The organism is Allobosea sp. 01N443 (assembly GCF_056399325.1).
Window position 1 is genome coordinate 1 of the sequence record NZ_JBFTRC010000115.1, and the last position, 16,882, is coordinate 16,882.

Consider the following 16,882-nt stretch of genomic DNA (forward strand, 5'->3'; position numbering starts at 1 on the left):
CCTGAGGGCACCGAGATGGTGATGCCTGGCGACAACATCACCATGGAAGTGCACCTGATCGTGCCGATCGCGATGGAGGAGAAGCTGCGCTTCGCCATCCGCGAAGGCGGCAGGACCGTCGGCGCCGGCGTCGTCGCCAGCATCATCGCGTAACGCGTTTTCGTGAGGGCGAAGGCCCTTCCAAGGGCCTTTGCCTTTTCACGTCACGGAGAGAACAAGACCATGAACGGTCAGAACATCCGGATCCGCCTCAAGGCGTTCGACCACCGCATCCTCGACGCCTCCACGCGCGAGATCGTGTCGACCGCGAAGCGGACAGGCGCCCAGGTTCGCGGGCCCATCCCGCTGCCGACGCTTATCGAGAAGTTCACGGTCAACCGCTCGCCCCACATCGACAAGAAGTCGCGCGAGCAGTTCGAAATGCGGACCCACAAGCGGGTCCTGGACATCGTCGATCCGACCCCCCAGACGGTCGACGCCCTCATGAAGCTCGATCTCGCCGCCGGCGTCGACGTCGAAATCAAGCTCTGATCCATCGTCGGGTCCTCTGTTTCCGGATACCCCGGATGGACATGACCCCAAGAGAAGGTATGCACCGATGCGTTCCGGTGTGATTGCACAGAAAGTCGGGATGACCCGCATCTTCACGGATGCCGGTGAACACATCCCAGTCACCGTGCTGAAGCTCGACAGCTGTCAGGTTGTCGCGCATCGCACGATCGAGAAGAACGGCTATGTCGCCGTTCAGCTCGGGTCGGGCTTGGCCAAGGTCAAGAACGTCTCGAAGGCTGAGCGCGGTCATTTTGCCGTGGCCAAGGTCGAGCCCAAGCGCCAGGTCGTGGAGTTCCGCGTCAGCAACGATGCGTTGATCCCCGTCGGCGCCGAGCTGACTGCCGATCACTTCGTCGTCGGCCAGTTCGTCGATGTCAGCGGCACCACCACCGGTAAGGGTTTTGCCGGCGGTATGAAGCGCTGGAACTTCGGCGGTCTGCGGGCCACGCACGGTGTCTCGGTCTCGCATCGTTCGATCGGTTCGACCGGTGGTCGTCAGGACCCCGGCAAGACCTTCAAGAACAAGAAGATGCCGGGCCATCTCGGTGCCGAGCGCGTGACCACGCAGAACCTGCGCGTCGTCCAGACGGACGCCGAGCGCGGCCTGATCCTGGTCGAGGGCGCCGTTCCCGGCGTTGCCGGCGGCTGGATCCACGTCCGCGACGCCGTCAAGCGCGCCCTGCCGAAGGATGCGCCGCTTCCTGGCAAGTTCAAGGTTGCTGGCGAAACCACGCAGGCTCCTGCGGCTGAAGCAGTTGAGGAGAACGCGTGATGAAGCTCGATATCACCACTCTCGAGGGCGGCAATGCCGGCTCGGTCGAGCTTTCGGACTCGATCTTCGGTCTTGAGCCGCGCGCCGATCTTCTCGCCCGCATGGTGCGCTACCAGCTCGCCAAGCGTCGCGCCGGGACCCACAAGTCCAAGGGGCGTTCGGAAGTCGATCGCACCCGCAAGAAGATCTACAAGCAGAAGGGCACCGGTGGCGCTCGTCACGGTGCAGCTTCGGCTCCGCAGTTCCGCGGCGGCGGCAAGGCCTTCGGTCCGATCGTGCGTGATCATGCGCATGATCTGCCGAAGAAGGTCCGTGCCCTGGCTCTGCGCCATGCGCTCTCGGCCAAGGCCAAGGACGCCGGCCTGATCATCATCGACGACGTCACGCTCGCCGAGCCGAAGACCAAGGTCCTGCTCGGTCACTTCGGCAAGCTGGATCTGTCCAGCGCGCTGGTGATCGGCGGCGCCGAGATCGATGTGAACTTCGGCCTGGCCGCGCGTTCGATCCCGAACGTCGACGTCCTGCCGGTTCAGGGCATCAACGTCTACGACATCCTGCGTCGCGATAAGCTTGTGCTGACGCGCTCGGCTGTCGATGCGCTGGAGGCGCGCTTCAAATGAGCCAGTCTGCAAAGAACCTGGATCCGCGCCACTACGATGTCATTCGTGGCCCGGTGATCACCGAAAAGGCGACCATGCTCTCCGAGCATAACAAAGTCGTCTTCAAGGTCGCGAAGACCGCGACCAAGCCGCAGATCAAGGCGGCTATCGAGAAGTTGTTCGATGTCAAGGTGAAGAGCGTCAACACGCTCGTCACCGAAGGCAAGGTCAAGGTCTTCCGGGGCCGGCTCGGACAGCGTTCGGACGTCAAGAAGGCCGTAGTGACCCTCGAAGAAGGTCACTCGATCGACGTGACCACGGGCCTCTGAGGAAGGATCGTCATCATGGCTTTGAAAAGTTTCAAGCCGATCACGCCGAGCCTTCGCCAGCTCGTGATCGTCGACCGCAGCGAGCTCTACAAGGGCAAGCCGGTCAAGGCTCTCACCGAGGGTAAGTCCTCGAAGGGTGGGCGCAACAATCTCGGCCGCATCACGGTTCGTTTCCGTGGCGGTGGACATAAGCAGAGCTACCGGATCGTCGACTTCAAGCGTCGCGGCAAGCCGGGCGTGGCGGCGACCGTGGAGCGGATCGAGTATGATCCGAACCGCACCGCCTTCATCGCGCTGCTCAAGTACGCTGATGGCGAGCAGGCCTACATCCTGGCGCCGCAGCGCCTGGCGGTCGGCGACAGCGTGATCTCCGGCGACCAGGTCGACATCAAGCCCGGCAATGCTTCGCCGATGGGCGCGATGCCGATCGGCACCATCGTCCACAATGTCGAGCTCAAGATCGGCAAGGGTGGGGCGCTGGCGCGGTCTGCAGGCAACTACGCCCAGATCGTCGGTCGCGACCAGGGCTATGTCATCGTCCGCCTGAACTCGGGCGAACAGCGCCTGATCAGCGGCCTGTGCTATGCTACGGTGGGCGCGGTTTCGAACCCCGACCACATGAACACCAACATGGGCAAGGCCGGTCGCTCGCGCTGGCTCGGCCGTCGTCCGCATAACCGCGGCGTCTCGATGAACCCGGTCGACCACCCGCATGGTGGTGGTGAGGGTCGTACCTCGGGCGGTCGTCACCCGGTCACGCCGTGGGGACTGCCGACCAAGGGCAAGAAGACCCGCTCGAATAAGCGGACCGATACGTTCATCGTGTCGAGCCGTCACGCCCGCAAGAAGAAGAACTGAGGTCCGTCATGGCGCGTTCGATTTGGAAAGGTCCGTTTGTCGACGGATACCTTCTGAAAAAGGCCGAGGTCGCCCGTTCGGCGAGCCGGGCCGAGGTGATCAAGATCTGGAGCCGCCGCTCCACGATCCTTCCGCAGTTCGTCGGTCTGACGTTCGGCGTCTACAACGGTCACAAGCATGTGCCGGTGAACGTGTCCGAGGAAATGGTGGGCCACAAGTTCGGCGAGTTCTCGCCGACGCGCACCTTCCACGGCCACGCTGCCGACAAKAAGGCGAAGAGGAAGTAAGCCATGGGTAAGCCATCCGCCCCCCGTGCGCTGCCGGAGAACGAAGCCGTTGCGGTTGCCCGCAACCTTCGCGTCAGCCCGCAGAAGCTGAACCTCGTCGCTCAGCTCATCCGTGGCAAGAAGGTCTCGACCGCGCTCGCCGATCTCGAGTTCTCGCGTAAGCGGATCTCGCTCGACGTTCGCAAGTGTCTGCAGAGCGCCATCGCCAACGCCGAGAACAATCATGATCTCGACGTCGACGATCTCGTCGTTGCGCAGGCTTTCGTCGGCAAGGCCCTGGTCATGAAGCGCTTCCATGCCCGCGCCCGCGGCCGTGGAGCCCGGATCATGAAGCCCTTCGCGAACATCACGATCGTGGTGCGCGAAGTCCAGGCGGCCAAGGCCTGAGGAGAGAACGATGGGTCAGAAAATCAATCCGATCGGCCTTCGCCTCGGCATCAACCGCACCTGGGACTCGCGCTGGTTCGCGCAGAAGGGTGAGTACGGTCAGCTGCTGCACGAAGACATGAAGATCCGCGCCGCGCTGATGAAGCTGCTGAAGCAGGCGGCGGTCTCCAAGATCATCATCGAGCGCCCGCACAAGAAGTGCCGCGTCACCATCCACTCGGCTCGTCCGGGCGTGGTGATCGGCAAGAAGGGCGCCGATATCGAGAAGCTGCGCAAGGAAGTCTCGAAGCTGACCAAGGCCGATGTGACGATCAACATCGTCGAGGTCCGCAAGCCCGAGATCGACGCCACCCTGGTGGCCGACTCCATCGCTCAGCAGCTCGAGCGTCGCGTCGCGTTCCGTCGCGCCATGAAGCGGGCCGTTCAGTCGGCCATGCGTCTGGGCGCCGAGGGCATCCGCATCAACTGCTCGGGCCGTCTCGGCGGCGCGGAAATCGCGCGCCTGGAATGGTACCGCGAAGGCCGCGTGCCGCTGCACACGCTGCGCGCCGATGTGGATTACGGTGTCGGCACCGCCTTCACCACCTACGGCACGTGCGGCATCAAGGTCTGGATCTTCAAGGGCGAGATCCTCGAACACGACCCGATGGCCCAGGACAAGCGTCTCTCTGACGAAGGTGGTCGCTCCGGCGGTCGCGATCGTCGCGAGCAGGCTGCGTAAGGCTGATCGAGAAGAGCCATGTTGCAACCAAAGCGAACCAAGTTCCGCAAGCAGTTCAAGGGACGCATCTCAGGCGTTGCCAAGGGCGGCACGGACCTCAATTTCGGCCAGTTCGGTCTGAAGGCCCTGATGCCTGAGCGCGTCACGGCCCGTCAGATCGAAGCTGCCCGTCGTGCGATCACTCGCGCCATGAAGCGTGCTGGCCGCGTCTGGATCCGGATCTTCCCGGACGTGCCAGTTTCGAAGAAGCCGACCGAAGTCCGCATGGGCAAGGGCAAGGGCGCGCCTGAATTCTGGGCAGCCAAGGTCAAGCCTGGGCGAATCATGTTCGAGATCGACGGGGTGGAAGAGGAGACGGCGCGCGAGGCGCTTCGTCTCGGCGCCGCCAAGCTGCCGATCAAGACCCGCTTCATCCAGCGCATCGCCGAGTAAGGAGGGCGACATGAAAGCTACGCAACGCCTGTCCGATCTCAAGGTGATGAGTGTCGACCAGCTCCAGGACGAACTCCTGAAGCTGAAGAAGGAGCAGTTTAACCTGCGTTTCCAACGCGCTACCGGCCAGCTCGAGAATACCGCTCGGGTGACTGAGGTGCGCAAGGATATCGCTCGCATCAAGACGCTGCAGCGGTCGAAGACCGTTGCGGCGAGCGCCTGAGGAGTAGGACAATGCCGAAGCGCGTGCTGCAGGGCGTCGTCGTTAGCRACAAGCAGAACAAAACTGTTGTGGTGAAGGTCGAGCGGCGTTATACGCACCCGCTCCTCAAGAAGACTGTTCGCCGGACCAAGAACTATCACGCCCACGATGAGGCGCAGACGTTCAAGGTTGGGGATTCGGTCTGGATTGAGGAATCCAAGCCCATTTCCAAGCTGAAAAGCTGGGTTGTGCTCGACAACGCTCCTAAGGCGTAAGTCACTTTATTGAGGCCAGGGGGCGATCGACCCCCGTCAGTCGTAGTCCGGGTCGGCGCTGACGCCGCGCCCGGAAACCGCGCTGATACAGTTTGGAAGGATCAAGGCCATGATCCAGGTGCAGACGAATCTCGAGGTCGCGGATAACTCCGGCGCCCGTCGTGTGATGTGCATCAAGGTTCTCGGCGGGTCGAAGCGGAAATACGCCGGTGTCGGTGATATTATCGTCGTTTCGATCAAGGAAGCCATTCCCCGCGGCCGCGTGAAGAAGGGCGACGTCATGAAGGCGGTCGTCGTTCGGACCGCTAAGGACGTGAAGCGCGCCGATGGTTCGGTGATTCGTTTCGACCGCAATGCGGCCGTGCTGATCAACAACCAGAAGGAGCCGGTGGGCACCCGTATCTTCGGACCGGTTCCGCGCGAACTTCGCGCCAAGAACCACATGAAGATCATCTCGCTTGCGCCAGAGGTGCTGTAATGGCTGCGAAGATCAAGAAGGGCGACAAGGTCGTCGTGTTGGCCGGCCGTGACAAGGGCAAGGCCGGCGAAGTGCTCCAGGTGCTGCCGAAGGATGCCCGCGCCGTGGTGCGTGGCGTCAACCTCGTGAAGAAGCACACCAAGGCCTCGGCACAGTCCGAGGGTGGCATCATCAGCAAGGAGGCCACGATCGATCTGTCGAACCTGGCCGTCGCCGATCCCAAGGACGGCAAGCCGACCCGCGTCGGTTTCAAGGTGCTCGATGACGGCCGCAAGGTGCGTTTCGCCAAGCGTTCGGGAGATCTGATCGATGGCTGAGAATCAGCAGGCGGCTCTCACGCCGCGCATGAAGAAGCATTACGAGGACGTCGTTCGTCCGGCGATGATCGCCGAGTTCGGCTACAAGAACGTGATGGAAGTCCCGACGATCGAGAAGGTCGTCATCAACATGGGCGTGGGCGAAGCGACTGCCGACCGTAAAAAGGTCGACAGTGCAGCTGGCGACCTCGCCATGATCGCCGGTCAGAGGCCGGTCATCACCAAGTCCCGCCTCGCCATCGCCGGCTTCAAGCTGCGCGAGAACATGGCGGTTGGCTGCAAGGTCACGCTGCGCAAGACCAAGATGTTCGAGTTCGTCGACCGGCTCGTCACCATCGCCTTGCCGCGCGTGCGCGACTTCCGTGGTCTCAACCCGAAGTCGTTCGACGGGCGCGGCAATTTCGCGCTCGGCATCAAGGAGCACATCGTGTTCCCTGAGATCAACTACGACAAGGTCGACCAGGTCTGGGGCATGGACGTGATCGTCTGCACGACTGCGAAGTCGGACGACGAAGCGCGCGCTCTGCTCAAGCACTTCAACTTCCCGTTCCGGCAGTGAGCCTTACCGCTCATACGCGGAAACCAGGAGAGATCGATGGCTAAGAAAAGCTCCGTCGAGAAGAACGAACACCGCAGGCAGCTCGTGAAGAAGTACGCGGGCAAGCGGGCGCGTCTTCTCGCGATCGCGAATGACGAGAGCCAGTCCATGGACGAGCGCTTCCTTGCTCGCCTCAAGCTGGCTGAACTGCCGCGCAACTCGGCTGCAAACCGGGTGCGCAACCGCTGCGAAGTGACCGGCCGTCCGCGCGCCGTGTATCGCAAGCTGAAGATGTCGCGCGTTGCTCTGCGCGAGCTCGGCAACAAGGGGCTGGTTCCCGGCCTCGTCAAGTCGAGCTGGTGAGGAGGACGCATCATGGCGATCATTGATCCGCTTGGCGATATGCTGACCCGCATCCGCAATGCGCAGATGCGGCGCAAGTCGCGCGTGACCACCCCGGGCTCGAAGCTGCGTGCCCGCGTGCTCGACGTGCTTCAGGCCGAGGGTTACATCCGCGGCTATTCCACGACCGAGTTCGGCAATGGCCGGACCGAGTTCGACATCGAGCTGAAGTACCATGAGGGACAGCCGGTCATCCGTGCCATCTCTCGGGTCTCGAAGCCCGGCCGCCGCGTCTACTCTTCGGTGGACACGATGCCGCGCGTGGCCGACGGCCTCGGCGTGACCATCGTCTCCACGCCGAAGGGCGTGATGCCCGATCATCTTGCCCGCGAGCAGAACGTGGGCGGCGAAGTGCTTTGCAAGGTCTTCTGACCTTCTGCGCCGCTCATCAGGAGAAATCCAATGTCTCGTATCGGTAAAAAGCCTGTTCCGGTTCCCGCTGGCGTAACCGCCAACGTGTCCGGCCAGCTCGTGAGCATCAAGGGCTCGAAGGGGGAACTCTCCTTCTCCGTGCCCGATGATGTCTCGGTTGCGCTCGAGAACGGCGCCATCGCCGTTCAGCCGCGCTCGCAGAGCAAGCGTGCGCGCTCGCTCTGGGGCACGTCCCGGGCTCGCGTCGCCAATCTGGTGACGGGCGTCACCAACGGCTTCGAGAAGAAGCTTGAGATCAACGGCGTCGGCTACAAGGCCGCCGTCACCGGCAAGGTGCTCAAGCTGTCGCTCGGCTACAGCCACGACATCGACTATGCGATCCCGGCCGGGGTCGCGATCGTCACGCCGAAGCCGACTGAAATCGTCATCACCGGCATCGACAAGCAGGTGGTCGGCCAGACCGCCGCTGAAATCCGCGACTATCGCGGTCCCGAGCCCTACAAGGGCAAGGGCGTCAAGTACGCCGGCGAATTCATCTTCCGCAAGGAAGGGAAGAAGAAGTAAGGACGCGAGCCATGAGCAAGCAGACAGAAAACACTGCGCGCCGCCGGGCCCGTGTCCGTCGCGCCATCAAGGCGGTCGCCAATGGCCGCGCTCGCCTGTCGGTGCATCGCACCGGCAAGCAGATCTATGCCCAGGTCATCGACGACGCGAAGGGCATCACCCTCGCGTCGGCCTCGAGCCTGGACAAGGACATCCGCGGCGACATCAAGTCGGGCGCGAATGTCGAGGCTGCGGCCACGATCGGCAAGTTGGTTGCCGAGCGTGCGGTCAAGGCCGGCGTGAAGGACGTGGTCTTCGATCGCGGCTCCTACATGTATCATGGTCGCGTCAAGGCGCTTGCCGATGCGGCCCGCGAGGCCGGACTGAACTTCTGACATCCCATCCGGGATGCTCGAGCGAGCGGCGCTGCATCAGGCAGCGTCCGCGCAAGTAAGAGGATGACATGGCGAGAGAACCTCGTGACCGTCAGGATCGCGAAGAGCGCGATTCGGAATTCGTGGATCGTCTGGTCCACATCAATCGCGTCGCCAAGGTGGTGAAGGGCGGCCGTCGTTTCGGCTTTGCTGCCCTCGTCGTCGTCGGTGACCAGAAGGGCCGCGTCGGCTTCGGCCATGGCAAGGCTCGCGAAGTGCCGGAAGCCATCCGCAAGGCGACTGAAGCCGCCAAGCGCGGGCTGGTCCGCATTCCGCTGCGCGAAGGCCGCACGCTCCATCACGACGTCCAGGGCCGCCACGGCGCCGGTCGCGTCGTGCTGCGTGCAGCTCCGGCCGGTACCGGCATCATCGCCGGTGGTCCGATGCGCGCCGTCTTCGAGGCGGTTGGCATGCAGGATGTCGTGTCGAAGTCGCTCGGTTCGTCGAACCCCTACAACCTCGTGCGCGCCACCTTCTCGGCGCTCAAGAACGAGGACAGCCCGCGTGGCGTCGCCGCGCGCCGCAGCCTGAAGGTTTCGGCCCTGCAGTCGCGTCGTCGCGACGCCGGCACCGACGCCGCGGCCGAAGCGTGAGGGCTGCACCATGGCAAAAGCTGAAAAGACCGTGGTCGTCGAGCAGATCGGTAGCCCGATCCGCCGTGAGGCCTCGCAGCGCCAGACCCTGATCGGTCTCGGCCTGAACAAGATCCGCCGCCAATCGACCCTGCAGGACACCGCTTCCGTCCGTGGCATGATCGAGAAGGTCAAGCACCTCGTCCGCGTCGTCGACGCGAAGTGAGGGGGATTGTCCGATGAAACTCACAGACATTCGTGACAACGAAGGCGCCCACAAGTCCCGCATCCGTGTCGGCCGTGGTATCGGCTCCGGCAAGGGCAAGACTGGTGGACGCGGCGTCAAGGGTCAGAAGGCCCGTGCCGGCGTGGCGGTCAAGGGCTTCGAAGGCGGTCAGATGCCGCTTTATCGTCGCCTGCCGAAGCGCGGCTTCCACAACCTCTTCGCCAAGGAACTGAACGAGGTCAATCTCGGTCGGATCCAGCAGGCGGTCGAGGCCGGCAAGYTCGACGGCAAGGGCGTCGTCACCATCGAGGCGCTGGTTGCGGCCGGCGTGATCTCGAAGGCGGCCCCCGACGGCGTCAAGATCCTCGGCGTCGGTGAACTGAAGACGAAGCTTGCCTTCGAAGTGGCAGGCGCGTCGAAGTCGGCGGTCGAGGCCATCGAAAAGGCTGGCGGCTCGGTCAAGATCCTGGCGGCTGCTGCTTCACAGGCGTGACAGCGACGCTTACATGAGCGATTGCGAACGGCGGCCAGGCCAGAAGCCTAGGCCGCCGTTCGACTGTTTGACGTTTATTCCGATCAAGGACCGGACGCATGGCATCGGCGGCTGAACAGCTTGCGGCAAACCTGAATTTCGGCGCGCTCGCGAAGGCGGACGAGCTCAAGAAGCGGATCTGGTTCACGCTGGGGGCGCTCATCGTCTACCGGCTCGGTACCTATATCCCGCTGCCCGGCATGAACCCCGACGCCGTTGCCGACCTGTTCAAACAGTCGCAGACCGGCGTGCTCGGCCTGTTCAACATGTTTTCGGGCGGTGCCGTCGGGCGACTGGCGATCTTTGCGCTCGCGATCATGCCCTATATCTCGGCCTCGATCATCATCCAGCTCCTGTCGAGCGTGGTGCCGACCTTCGAGGCGCTGAAGAAGGAAGGCGAGCAGGGCCGCAAGGTCCTGAACCAGTACACCCGCTACTTGACCCTCGTGCTGGCGGTGTTCCAGGCCTACGGCATCGGTGTCGGCCTGCAGGGGTCCGGCAATCTGGTGCTCGAGCCCGGCCCGTTCTTCCTGCTCTCGACGACGATCACGCTGGTCGGCGGTACGATGTTCCTGCTCTGGCTCGGTGAACAGATCACCAGCCGCGGCATCGGCAACGGCACCTCGATGATCATCTTCTCGGGCATCATCGCGGAGTTCCCGTCGCAGCTCGCCCAGACCCTCGAGCTTGGCCGTCAGGGCGCGATTTCGACCGGCCTGCTGCTGCTGATCCTGGTCATGGCCATCTGCGTCATCGCCTTCTGCGTGTTCATGGAGCGGGCCCAGCGCCGCCTGCTGATCAACTATCCCAAGCGCCAGGTCGGCAACCGCATGTATGAGGGCCAGACCTCGTTCCTGCCGCTGAAGCTCAACACGTCGGGCGTCATCCCGCCGATCTTCGCCTCCTCGCTGCTGCTGCTGCCGACGACGATCGCCAGCTTCTCGCAGGCCTCGGGCGGCACCGGCATGCTGTCAACGGTGGCGACCTATCTGGCGCATGGCCGGCCGCTGTTCATGATCCTCTACGCCGCGCTGATCATCTTTTTCTGCTTCTTCTACACCGCCATCGTGTTCAATCCGGTCGAGACGGCGGACAATCTGAAGAAGCATGGCGGCTTCATGCCGGGCATCCGCCCGGGCGAGCGCACCGCCGAGCATATCGACCGCGTGCTGACCCGGATCACCGTTCTCGGCGCAGGCTATCTGACTATTGTCTGCCTTATCCCCGAGTTCATGATCACGTATGCCCAGATTCCGATCATCCTCCTGGGCGGCACCTCGCTGCTCATCGTGGTGACGACAACCATGGATACCGTGGCGCAGGTTCACGGGCATCTGCTGGCCCACCAGTATGAGGGGCTGGTCAAGAAGGCGAAGTTGCGAGGGGCGAGGCGCTGATGCGATTGATCTTCCTGGGGCCGCCGGGGGCGGGCAAGGGTACTCAGGCAACCCGTATCGTCGAGAAGCATGGCATTCCGCAGCTCTCGACCGGCGACATGCTCCGGGCCGCGGTTGCGGCCGGGACGCCGGTGGGGCTCAAGGCCAAGGCGGTGATGGATGCCGGCGGACTGGTCTCGGACGATATCGTCATCGGGATCGTTGCCGATCGCATCGAGGAGCCGGACGCGAAGCGGGGCTTCATCCTCGACGGCTTTCCGCGCACGTTGGCCCAGGCCGAGGCGCTCGACGCCATGCTGGCGCAGAAGGGGCTGAAGCTCGACGCGGTCCTTGAGCTCACGGTCGATCAGGACAAGCTCGTCGACCGGATCATCCGTCGTGCCGAAGAGGCGAAGGCGGCCGGGCAACCGGTGCGCAAGGATGACGATCCGGTGGTCTTCAAGACCCGGCTCGAAGCGTATAACCGCGATACCGCGGTGGTTTCGCCCTATTATGCGAAGCGTGGCCAGCTCACTGCGATCGACGGCATGAAGCCGATCGACGAGGTGACGGGCGCGATCTGCAAGGCACTCGGCGCTTAGCAATGCGCGGGCACGGGTTCGGCATCGGGCTCGTGCTTCTGACCTTGCTGTCGTCAGCGATATCAGCCCCGGCGGAGACGGTTCTCGTCGCGCCGGGGATTTCTGTTTGGAAGAGGGCGTATGCCGCCCCGATCAACGAAGCCCGGAACGCGCTTGCGGCAGGTGCAAAATCGATTTCAGTCGGGCGGGGCGCAGTCCGCTCGAGCTGGGCTGAGCCGTAACGCCGCCTGCCGGCCGAGTAAGAGCAGCTTCGAGGAAGCTGGCATGATTCTTGAGTTCGGCGGGTTGACTCAAGAGCTTCGACCGACTAACGACCCTCATCCGGTTGCATGTGGCGATGCCGTTACCTTCGCGAGGAGGGGCGACGTCGCGTTCTCGCATGGAGCCGATTCAACGCTCGCAGGGGCCGGCCTCCACCGGACGCGGGTAGGTTTTCACTGCCGGGCAGCCATCGGGCGCCTCGGCCGACAATGGAGAAGAGACCATGGCTCGTATCGCGGGCGTTAACATTCCGACCGGCAAGCGCGTCGTCATCGGCTTGCAGTATATCCACGGCATCGGTGCCCAGAAGGCCAAGGAAATCTGCCAGAAGGTCGGCATCGCCGACGAGCGTCGCGTCAACCAGCTGACCGACGCCGAGGTGCTTCAGATCCGTGAGACGATCGACCGCGACTATCTGGTCGAGGGCGACCTGCGTCGTGAAGTCTCGATGAACATCAAGCGCCTGATGGATCTCGGCTGCTATCGCGGTCTGCGTCATCGTCGCTCGCTGCCGGTCCGTGGCCAGCGCACGCATACCAATGCGCGCACCCGCAAGGGCAAGGCCAAGCCGATCGCCGGCAAGAAGAAGTGAGTTTCGGCGGGCCGGTCATCCGGCCCGCTGTCTATGCGTCGCCTGACCCGCTCAAGGGCAGGCGACATCCCCAGCGCCTGGCATGACGGGCGCGCTCGAAGGATGAAAGAAAGAGACTATGGCCAAGGAAGCCCAGCGCGTTCGTCGTCGTGAACGCAAGAACATCGTTTCTGGCGTCGCGCATGTGAACGCCTCGTTCAACAACACCATGATCACCATCACCGACGCCCAGGGCAACACGATCTCGTGGTCGTCCGCCGGCACCATGGGCTTCAAGGGTTCGCGCAAGTCGACCCCCTATGCCGCCCAGGTCGCGGCCGAGGATGCGGCCCGCAAGGCTGCCGAGCACGGCATGCGCACCCTCGAAGTCGAGGTCACGGGCCCAGGTTCGGGTCGTGAATCGGCTCTGCGCGCCCTCCAGGCCGCCGGCTTCACCGTGACCTCGATCCGCGACGTGACGCCGATCCCGCACAATGGCTGCCGGCCGCGCAWGCGCCGTCGCGTCTGACGCCCGGATTGGATTGCGGCGCTCGCACTGGCGAGCGCCGGTACGGGGCGGCCCGTCGCCGCCGAGAGATGAAGCACCAGGAGTGCGGTCGTGATCAGCAAGAACTGGCAGGATTTGTCCAAGCCGAACAAGCTCGAAATCAAGGTCGGAGACGACCCCAAGCGCCATGCTACCGTGATCGCTCGTCCGCTCGAGCGCGGCTTCGGCATGACGCTCGGCAACGCGCTGCGGCGCGTGCTGCTCTCCTCGCTTCAGGGCGCTGCGGTCACCGCCGTCCAGATCGACGGCGTGCTGCATGAGTTCTCGTCGATTCCCGGCGTTCGCGAGGACGTCACCGACATCGTCCTCAACATCAAGGCGATCGCCGTCAAGATGCAGGGCGAGGGCCCCAAGCGCATGACCCTGCGCAAGTCCGGCCCGGGCACCGTCACCGCCGGTGACATCAACACCGTCGGCGACGTGTCGATCCTGAACCCCGAGCTCGTGCTCTGCACGCTGGACGAGGGTGCCGAGATCCGCATGGAGTTCACGGTCAATACCGGCAAGGGCTATGTCCCGTCCGAGCAGAACCGTCCCGAGGATGCACCGATCGGCCTGATCCCGGTCGACAGCCTCTACTCGCCKGTCAAGAAGGTCTCCTATCGCGTCGAGAACACCCGTGAGGGCCAGAATCTCGACCGCGACATGCTGACCCTTCAGATCGAGACCAACGGCTCGGTCACTCCCGAGGACGCGCTGGCGCTCGCCGCCCGCATCCTGCAGGACCAGCTTGCCGTCTTCATCACCTTCGAGGAGCCGCGCAAGGAAGAGGCCGTCTCGACCGCGCCGCAGCTGCCCTTCAACCCGGCGCTGCTCAAGAAGGTCGACGAGCTCGAGCTTTCGGTGCGTTCGGCGAACTGCCTGAAGAACGACAACATCGTCTATATCGGCGACCTGATCCAGAAGTCGGAGGGCGAGATGCTTCGTACCCCGAACTTCGGCCGCAAGTCGCTGAACGAGATCAAGGAAGTGCTCGCGACCATGGGCCTCCATCTCGGCATGGACGTGACCGGCTGGCCGCCGGAGAACATCGAAGAGCTGGCGAAGCGCTTCGAAGAGCATTACTGATCCCGCCGGCGCGGAGCTTGCCTCCGCGCCTGTTTCCCGCACGGTGCGTGAGCGCCGGAGCATAATGAACGGCCGTACCGTGGCACGGCGGCCGTAATCACAGGAGAGCCAAATGCGTCACGGTTTCCGCGGTCGTCGTTTCAACCGCTCGGTTGAGCATCGCAAGGCGATGTTCGCCAACATGTCCCAGGCCCTGATCAAGCATGAGCAGATCACCACCACGCTGCCGAAGGCCAAGGACCTGCGTCCGGTCGTCGAGAAGCTGGTGACCCTCGCCAAGCGCGGCGACCTGCACGCCCGCCGTCAGGCGATCGCCCAGATCAAGGATGTCGCACTCGTCGGCAAGCTCTTCGCGGTCCTCGGCCCGCRCTACAAGGAGCGCAATGGCGGCTATCTGCGCATCATGAAGGCCGGCTTCCGCTTCGGCGACAACGCCCCGCTCGCCGTGATCGAGTTCGTCGATCGCGATGTCGATGCCAAGGGCAAGGATTCCGGCCCGGTCTTCACGGCTGACGACGAAGCCGCCTGAGCAAGGCTGCTTCCCCGGAGATTTGAAAGGCGGCCGCAAGGCCGCCTTTTCTTTTGCGAAGGGGCCGGGGAGGCGCGCGACCCGGATGTCGGCCTCTGCGATGACGTATGGACACAGTCCGACGGGGTTCTCGACCGCCATTGGTGGTGGAAATGAAGGCTCGCGCGGGGCGCGGATGACATCGACCGGCCCGGAGCGGACGGCCATCAAGCGCGGGAGGCCCAGAGCTGCGTTCGCGGTGACAGGCGGGGCATCGCGTTTCGCGTCAGTAGGCGCTGGATCGGCAACTGATGCCGAAGATTATTGCTCGAAACGCCGCTTGTGCGCCACAAAGCGCAATGGTCAAGCTTTCCAGCGAAAACCGCCCGCAAGAGGCGGCCCCGGAGGGAGAGACTGATGATTTCAAGACTATTGACCACGCGGCGGCTGGCGCTGACGGCGATGTTGGCGCTGGCGGCTCCCGCCCTGGCGCAGGACGGCTATCCCAACAAGCCGATCACCATGATCGTGCCATTCGCAGCCGGGGGCTCCTCCGACGTGATCGCACGGCTGGTCGGCGACGAGATGGGGCGGGTGCTCGGCCAGCGCATCGTCATGGAGAACATGGCAGGGGCGGGGGGCGCGACGGCCCTGACGCGCGCCGCCAAGGCCGATCCCGATGGCTACACTATCGTCATCGGCAATAGCGGAACCAATGCTGCGTCCTATTCGATCTATCCGGATCTGAAATACACCCAGGCCGATTTCGCGCCGATCGGCCTCGTCGCCAAGACATCGCCGATGATCGCGCTCAAGCTCGATTTTCCGGCCAAGAACCTGATGGAGTTCGTCGACTATGCCAAGAAGAACCCCGGCAAGGTCAGTCTCGGGCATGCTGGTGTCGGCTCGTCGAATTATCTGATCTGCCGGAACTTCATCAAGGCGGCTGGTGTCGAGGTTGCGCTCGTCAGTTATCGGGGCGCAGGACCGGCTTTGAACGACCTGATGGGCGGGCAGATCGACGGCGTCTGCGATGCTGCAACCTCGCTCTCGGGCGCGGTGCAGGGAGCCAAGGTCAAGGCGCTCGTGGTCGCGACACCGAGCCGGCTCGACAGYCTTCCGGATGTGCCAACCTCCAGGGAGGCCGGGCTGCCGGCTTTCGAGGCCCAGGGCTGGAATGCGCTCTTCGGCCCAAAAAGCCTGCCTGAACCGATCGTCACCAAGCTGAATCAGGCTTTGCGGACCGCGCTTGCGAGTCCGAACCTGCAAGCTCGATTCAAGGAGCTTTCGTCCGTGCTGCCAGCCGAGAACGAACTCACGCCTGCCCATGTCGGCGCGATGGTTCCGGGCGAGATCGAAAAGTACAAGATCCTGCTTCAGGACAAGTGAGGCTTGGCCCTATGCTCGCTGGCGGGCAAGCTCGCCAGCGAGATCCAGCAGCACGTCGGCAGGCTGGACCTGGAGATCGGCCTCTGGCGTGACACCGTAGAGACCGAAGATGAAGTGCGTGGTCTCGTCATGTTCGGCGAGGCCCATCGACCAGTTCTGGAAGCTCCGGGCCGCAATCTGCTCTTCGGCCAGCAGGCGGATCCCGGTATGGCGTGGATCGACCACGATCCGGCCATATGTCTCCGCGACATTATGCGCCTCGCCTTCGAGCACCTGCGCGAAGGCCCCGGGCGTCACCAGGAGAAATCCCGTCACCTCGTTCTGTACGTTCAGCCGCTGGGCGCTGGCGATCATCCTGCCAACCTCCTCACTGCGATTGGCCTCGACGAGGCGACTCCGGCTGGCATAAACAAGACGTATCAGACTCAAGGGACCAGCTCCTTCGCGGATCTTTGCTCGACTGACCCGGTCGATGATCCGGATGGCGCCAGTGGCGTCGCGGGCGAAGAGATTTCCCGGGAATGGTTCGTATTGGAAGACTTGGAACGCCGCCAGCGGTGTTTTGTTTCAGCGTGGAGACAGGAATGAAGCGCGGGATCATGCCGGTCCGTTTCGGAAGAACTGCCTTGCCGGCCGCCTTGATGCTCTTTGCGAGCCTTGCGCCGCTGCCATTGCTTGCGCAGGCGCGGCAGGTTCCGGAAACCCGTCAGC

The 16,882-nt window shown here is 63.6% G+C and carries 30 protein-coding genes; 29 read left to right on the plus strand and 1 reads right to left on the minus strand.

Annotated elements, in window-relative coordinates:
• From AC1DRP_RS23800 to AC1DRP_RS23940, 29 genes are all read left to right on the plus strand, one after another.
• Nucleotides 1–153 (plus strand): EF-Tu C-terminal domain-related protein (locus AC1DRP_RS23800; protein WP_476769738.1); only part of this gene is annotated, 153 nt, incomplete at its 5' end.
• A 69-nt stretch (nt 154–222) separates the two neighbouring features.
• Nucleotides 223–531: a 30S ribosomal protein S10 gene (gene rpsJ / locus AC1DRP_RS23805; protein WP_043237115.1), complete on the plus strand. Its 309-nt coding sequence runs from the start codon at nt 223–225 to the stop codon at nt 529–531.
• Between the two features lie 67 nt (nt 532–598).
• Complete coding sequence (gene rplC, locus AC1DRP_RS23810; RefSeq protein ID WP_113517770.1) at nt 599–1,324, plus strand: 50S ribosomal protein L3; 726 nt, start codon at nt 599–601, stop codon at nt 1,322–1,324.
• Nucleotides 1,324–1,944: a 50S ribosomal protein L4 gene (gene rplD, locus AC1DRP_RS23815; RefSeq protein WP_069880165.1), complete on the plus strand. Its 621-nt coding sequence runs from the start codon at nt 1,324–1,326 to the stop codon at nt 1,942–1,944. The genes rplC and rplD overlap by 1 nt, the downstream gene beginning before the upstream one ends.
• On the plus strand, nt 1,941–2,252 hold the full coding sequence (locus tag AC1DRP_RS23820; protein WP_043237110.1) for a 50S ribosomal protein L23: 312 nt from the start codon (nt 1,941–1,943) through the stop codon (nt 2,250–2,252). Before rplD ends, AC1DRP_RS23820 begins: the two co-directional genes overlap by 4 nt.
• Before the next feature lie 15 nt (nt 2,253–2,267).
• Nucleotides 2,268–3,110, plus strand: a complete 843-nt coding sequence (gene rplB, locus AC1DRP_RS23825) for a 50S ribosomal protein L2 (protein ID WP_069880166.1) — start codon at nt 2,268–2,270, stop codon at nt 3,108–3,110.
• An 8-nt stretch (nt 3,111–3,118) separates the two neighbouring features.
• Complete coding sequence (gene rpsS / locus AC1DRP_RS23830; protein ID WP_476769733.1) at nt 3,119–3,397, plus strand: 30S ribosomal protein S19; 279 nt, start codon at nt 3,119–3,121, stop codon at nt 3,395–3,397.
• A gap of 3 nt (nt 3,398–3,400) precedes the next feature.
• Nucleotides 3,401–3,784, plus strand: a complete 384-nt coding sequence (rplV, locus tag AC1DRP_RS23835; RefSeq protein WP_043237105.1) for a 50S ribosomal protein L22 — start codon at nt 3,401–3,403, stop codon at nt 3,782–3,784.
• A 10-nt stretch (nt 3,785–3,794) separates the two neighbouring features.
• The gene (gene rpsC, locus AC1DRP_RS23840) at nt 3,795–4,505 is read left to right on the plus strand and encodes a 30S ribosomal protein S3 (protein ID WP_043237104.1); all 711 of its coding nucleotides are present in this window, start codon (nt 3,795–3,797) and stop codon (nt 4,503–4,505) included.
• A gap of 18 nt (nt 4,506–4,523) precedes the next feature.
• On the plus strand, nt 4,524–4,937 hold the full coding sequence (gene rplP / locus AC1DRP_RS23845) for a 50S ribosomal protein L16 (RefSeq protein ID WP_043237103.1): 414 nt from the start codon (nt 4,524–4,526) through the stop codon (nt 4,935–4,937).
• A 10-nt stretch (nt 4,938–4,947) separates the two neighbouring features.
• Nucleotides 4,948–5,160 (plus strand): 50S ribosomal protein L29, encoded by a 213-nt coding sequence (rpmC, locus tag AC1DRP_RS23850; RefSeq protein ID WP_043237102.1) that lies wholly within the window; start codon nt 4,948–4,950, stop codon nt 5,158–5,160.
• 11 nt (nt 5,161–5,171) lie between these two features.
• On the plus strand, nt 5,172–5,414 hold the full coding sequence (gene rpsQ, locus AC1DRP_RS23855) for a 30S ribosomal protein S17 (RefSeq protein WP_476769734.1): 243 nt from the start codon (nt 5,172–5,174) through the stop codon (nt 5,412–5,414).
• 109 nt (nt 5,415–5,523) lie between these two features.
• A complete protein-coding gene (rplN, locus tag AC1DRP_RS23860; protein ID WP_043237099.1) occupies nt 5,524–5,892 on the plus strand; it encodes a 50S ribosomal protein L14 in 369 nt (122 codons plus the stop codon).
• Nucleotides 5,892–6,209, plus strand: coding sequence for a 50S ribosomal protein L24 (gene rplX / locus AC1DRP_RS23865; protein ID WP_043237098.1), 318 nt, complete (start codon nt 5,892–5,894; stop codon nt 6,207–6,209). The genes rplN and rplX overlap by 1 nt, the downstream gene beginning before the upstream one ends.
• Nucleotides 6,202–6,768: a 50S ribosomal protein L5 gene (gene rplE, locus AC1DRP_RS23870; RefSeq protein ID WP_043237096.1), complete on the plus strand. Its 567-nt coding sequence runs from the start codon at nt 6,202–6,204 to the stop codon at nt 6,766–6,768. Before rplX ends, rplE begins: the two co-directional genes overlap by 8 nt.
• Nucleotides 6,769–6,804: 36 nt before the next feature.
• Entirely contained in the window at nt 6,805–7,110 is a 306-nt protein-coding gene (rpsN, locus tag AC1DRP_RS23875) for a 30S ribosomal protein S14 (RefSeq protein WP_043237095.1), read from the plus strand.
• 12 nt (nt 7,111–7,122) lie between these two features.
• Entirely contained in the window at nt 7,123–7,521 is a 399-nt protein-coding gene (gene rpsH, locus AC1DRP_RS23880) for a 30S ribosomal protein S8 (RefSeq protein WP_043237093.1), read from the plus strand.
• Between the two features lie 30 nt (nt 7,522–7,551).
• Nucleotides 7,552–8,085, plus strand: a complete 534-nt coding sequence (gene rplF, locus AC1DRP_RS23885; protein ID WP_043237092.1) for a 50S ribosomal protein L6 — start codon at nt 7,552–7,554, stop codon at nt 8,083–8,085.
• 11 nt (nt 8,086–8,096) lie between these two features.
• Complete coding sequence (rplR, locus tag AC1DRP_RS23890; RefSeq protein ID WP_441493285.1) at nt 8,097–8,459, plus strand: 50S ribosomal protein L18; 363 nt, start codon at nt 8,097–8,099, stop codon at nt 8,457–8,459.
• A gap of 68 nt (nt 8,460–8,527) precedes the next feature.
• Nucleotides 8,528–9,091, plus strand: coding sequence for a 30S ribosomal protein S5 (gene rpsE / locus AC1DRP_RS23895; protein WP_113517766.1), 564 nt, complete (start codon nt 8,528–8,530; stop codon nt 9,089–9,091).
• Nucleotides 9,092–9,101: 10 nt separating this feature from the next.
• Nucleotides 9,102–9,296 carry a 50S ribosomal protein L30 gene (rpmD, locus tag AC1DRP_RS23900; protein ID WP_069882649.1) on the plus strand — a complete coding sequence of 65 codons (195 nt, stop codon included), beginning with the start codon at nt 9,102–9,104 and terminating at the stop codon, nt 9,294–9,296.
• 13 nt (nt 9,297–9,309) lie between these two features.
• Nucleotides 9,310–9,789, plus strand: coding sequence for a 50S ribosomal protein L15 (gene rplO, locus AC1DRP_RS23905; protein ID WP_476769735.1), 480 nt, complete (start codon nt 9,310–9,312; stop codon nt 9,787–9,789).
• A 98-nt stretch (nt 9,790–9,887) separates the two neighbouring features.
• On the plus strand, nt 9,888–11,225 hold the full coding sequence (gene secY / locus AC1DRP_RS23910) for a preprotein translocase subunit SecY (RefSeq protein ID WP_069880173.1): 1,338 nt from the start codon (nt 9,888–9,890) through the stop codon (nt 11,223–11,225).
• The gene (locus AC1DRP_RS23915) at nt 11,225–11,806 is read left to right on the plus strand and encodes an adenylate kinase (protein WP_441508489.1); all 582 of its coding nucleotides are present in this window, start codon (nt 11,225–11,227) and stop codon (nt 11,804–11,806) included. The genes secY and AC1DRP_RS23915 overlap by 1 nt, the downstream gene beginning before the upstream one ends.
• A 484-nt stretch (nt 11,807–12,290) precedes the next feature.
• The gene (gene rpsM, locus AC1DRP_RS23920; protein ID WP_043237082.1) at nt 12,291–12,659 is read left to right on the plus strand and encodes a 30S ribosomal protein S13; all 369 of its coding nucleotides are present in this window, start codon (nt 12,291–12,293) and stop codon (nt 12,657–12,659) included.
• A 118-nt stretch (nt 12,660–12,777) separates the two neighbouring features.
• Nucleotides 12,778–13,167: a 30S ribosomal protein S11 gene (gene rpsK / locus AC1DRP_RS23925; RefSeq protein WP_476769736.1), complete on the plus strand. Its 390-nt coding sequence runs from the start codon at nt 12,778–12,780 to the stop codon at nt 13,165–13,167.
• A 90-nt stretch (nt 13,168–13,257) separates the two neighbouring features.
• Nucleotides 13,258–14,274, plus strand: a complete 1,017-nt coding sequence (locus AC1DRP_RS23930) for a DNA-directed RNA polymerase subunit alpha (RefSeq protein WP_043237077.1) — start codon at nt 13,258–13,260, stop codon at nt 14,272–14,274.
• 112 nt (nt 14,275–14,386) lie between these two features.
• Nucleotides 14,387–14,803, plus strand: coding sequence for a 50S ribosomal protein L17 (gene rplQ / locus AC1DRP_RS23935; RefSeq protein ID WP_476769737.1), 417 nt, complete (start codon nt 14,387–14,389; stop codon nt 14,801–14,803).
• 396 nt (nt 14,804–15,199) lie between these two features.
• Entirely contained in the window at nt 15,200–16,171 is a 972-nt protein-coding gene (locus AC1DRP_RS23940; protein ID WP_441493283.1) for a tripartite tricarboxylate transporter substrate-binding protein, read from the plus strand.
• Nucleotides 16,172–16,180: 9 nt separating this feature from the next.
• Here AC1DRP_RS23940 and AC1DRP_RS23945 read toward each other — a convergent pair whose 3' ends face one another.
• A complete protein-coding gene (locus AC1DRP_RS23945) occupies nt 16,181–16,600 on the minus strand; it encodes a BLUF domain-containing protein (protein ID WP_441493282.1) in 420 nt (139 codons plus the stop codon).
• Between the last annotated feature and the right edge of the window lie 282 nt (nt 16,601–16,882).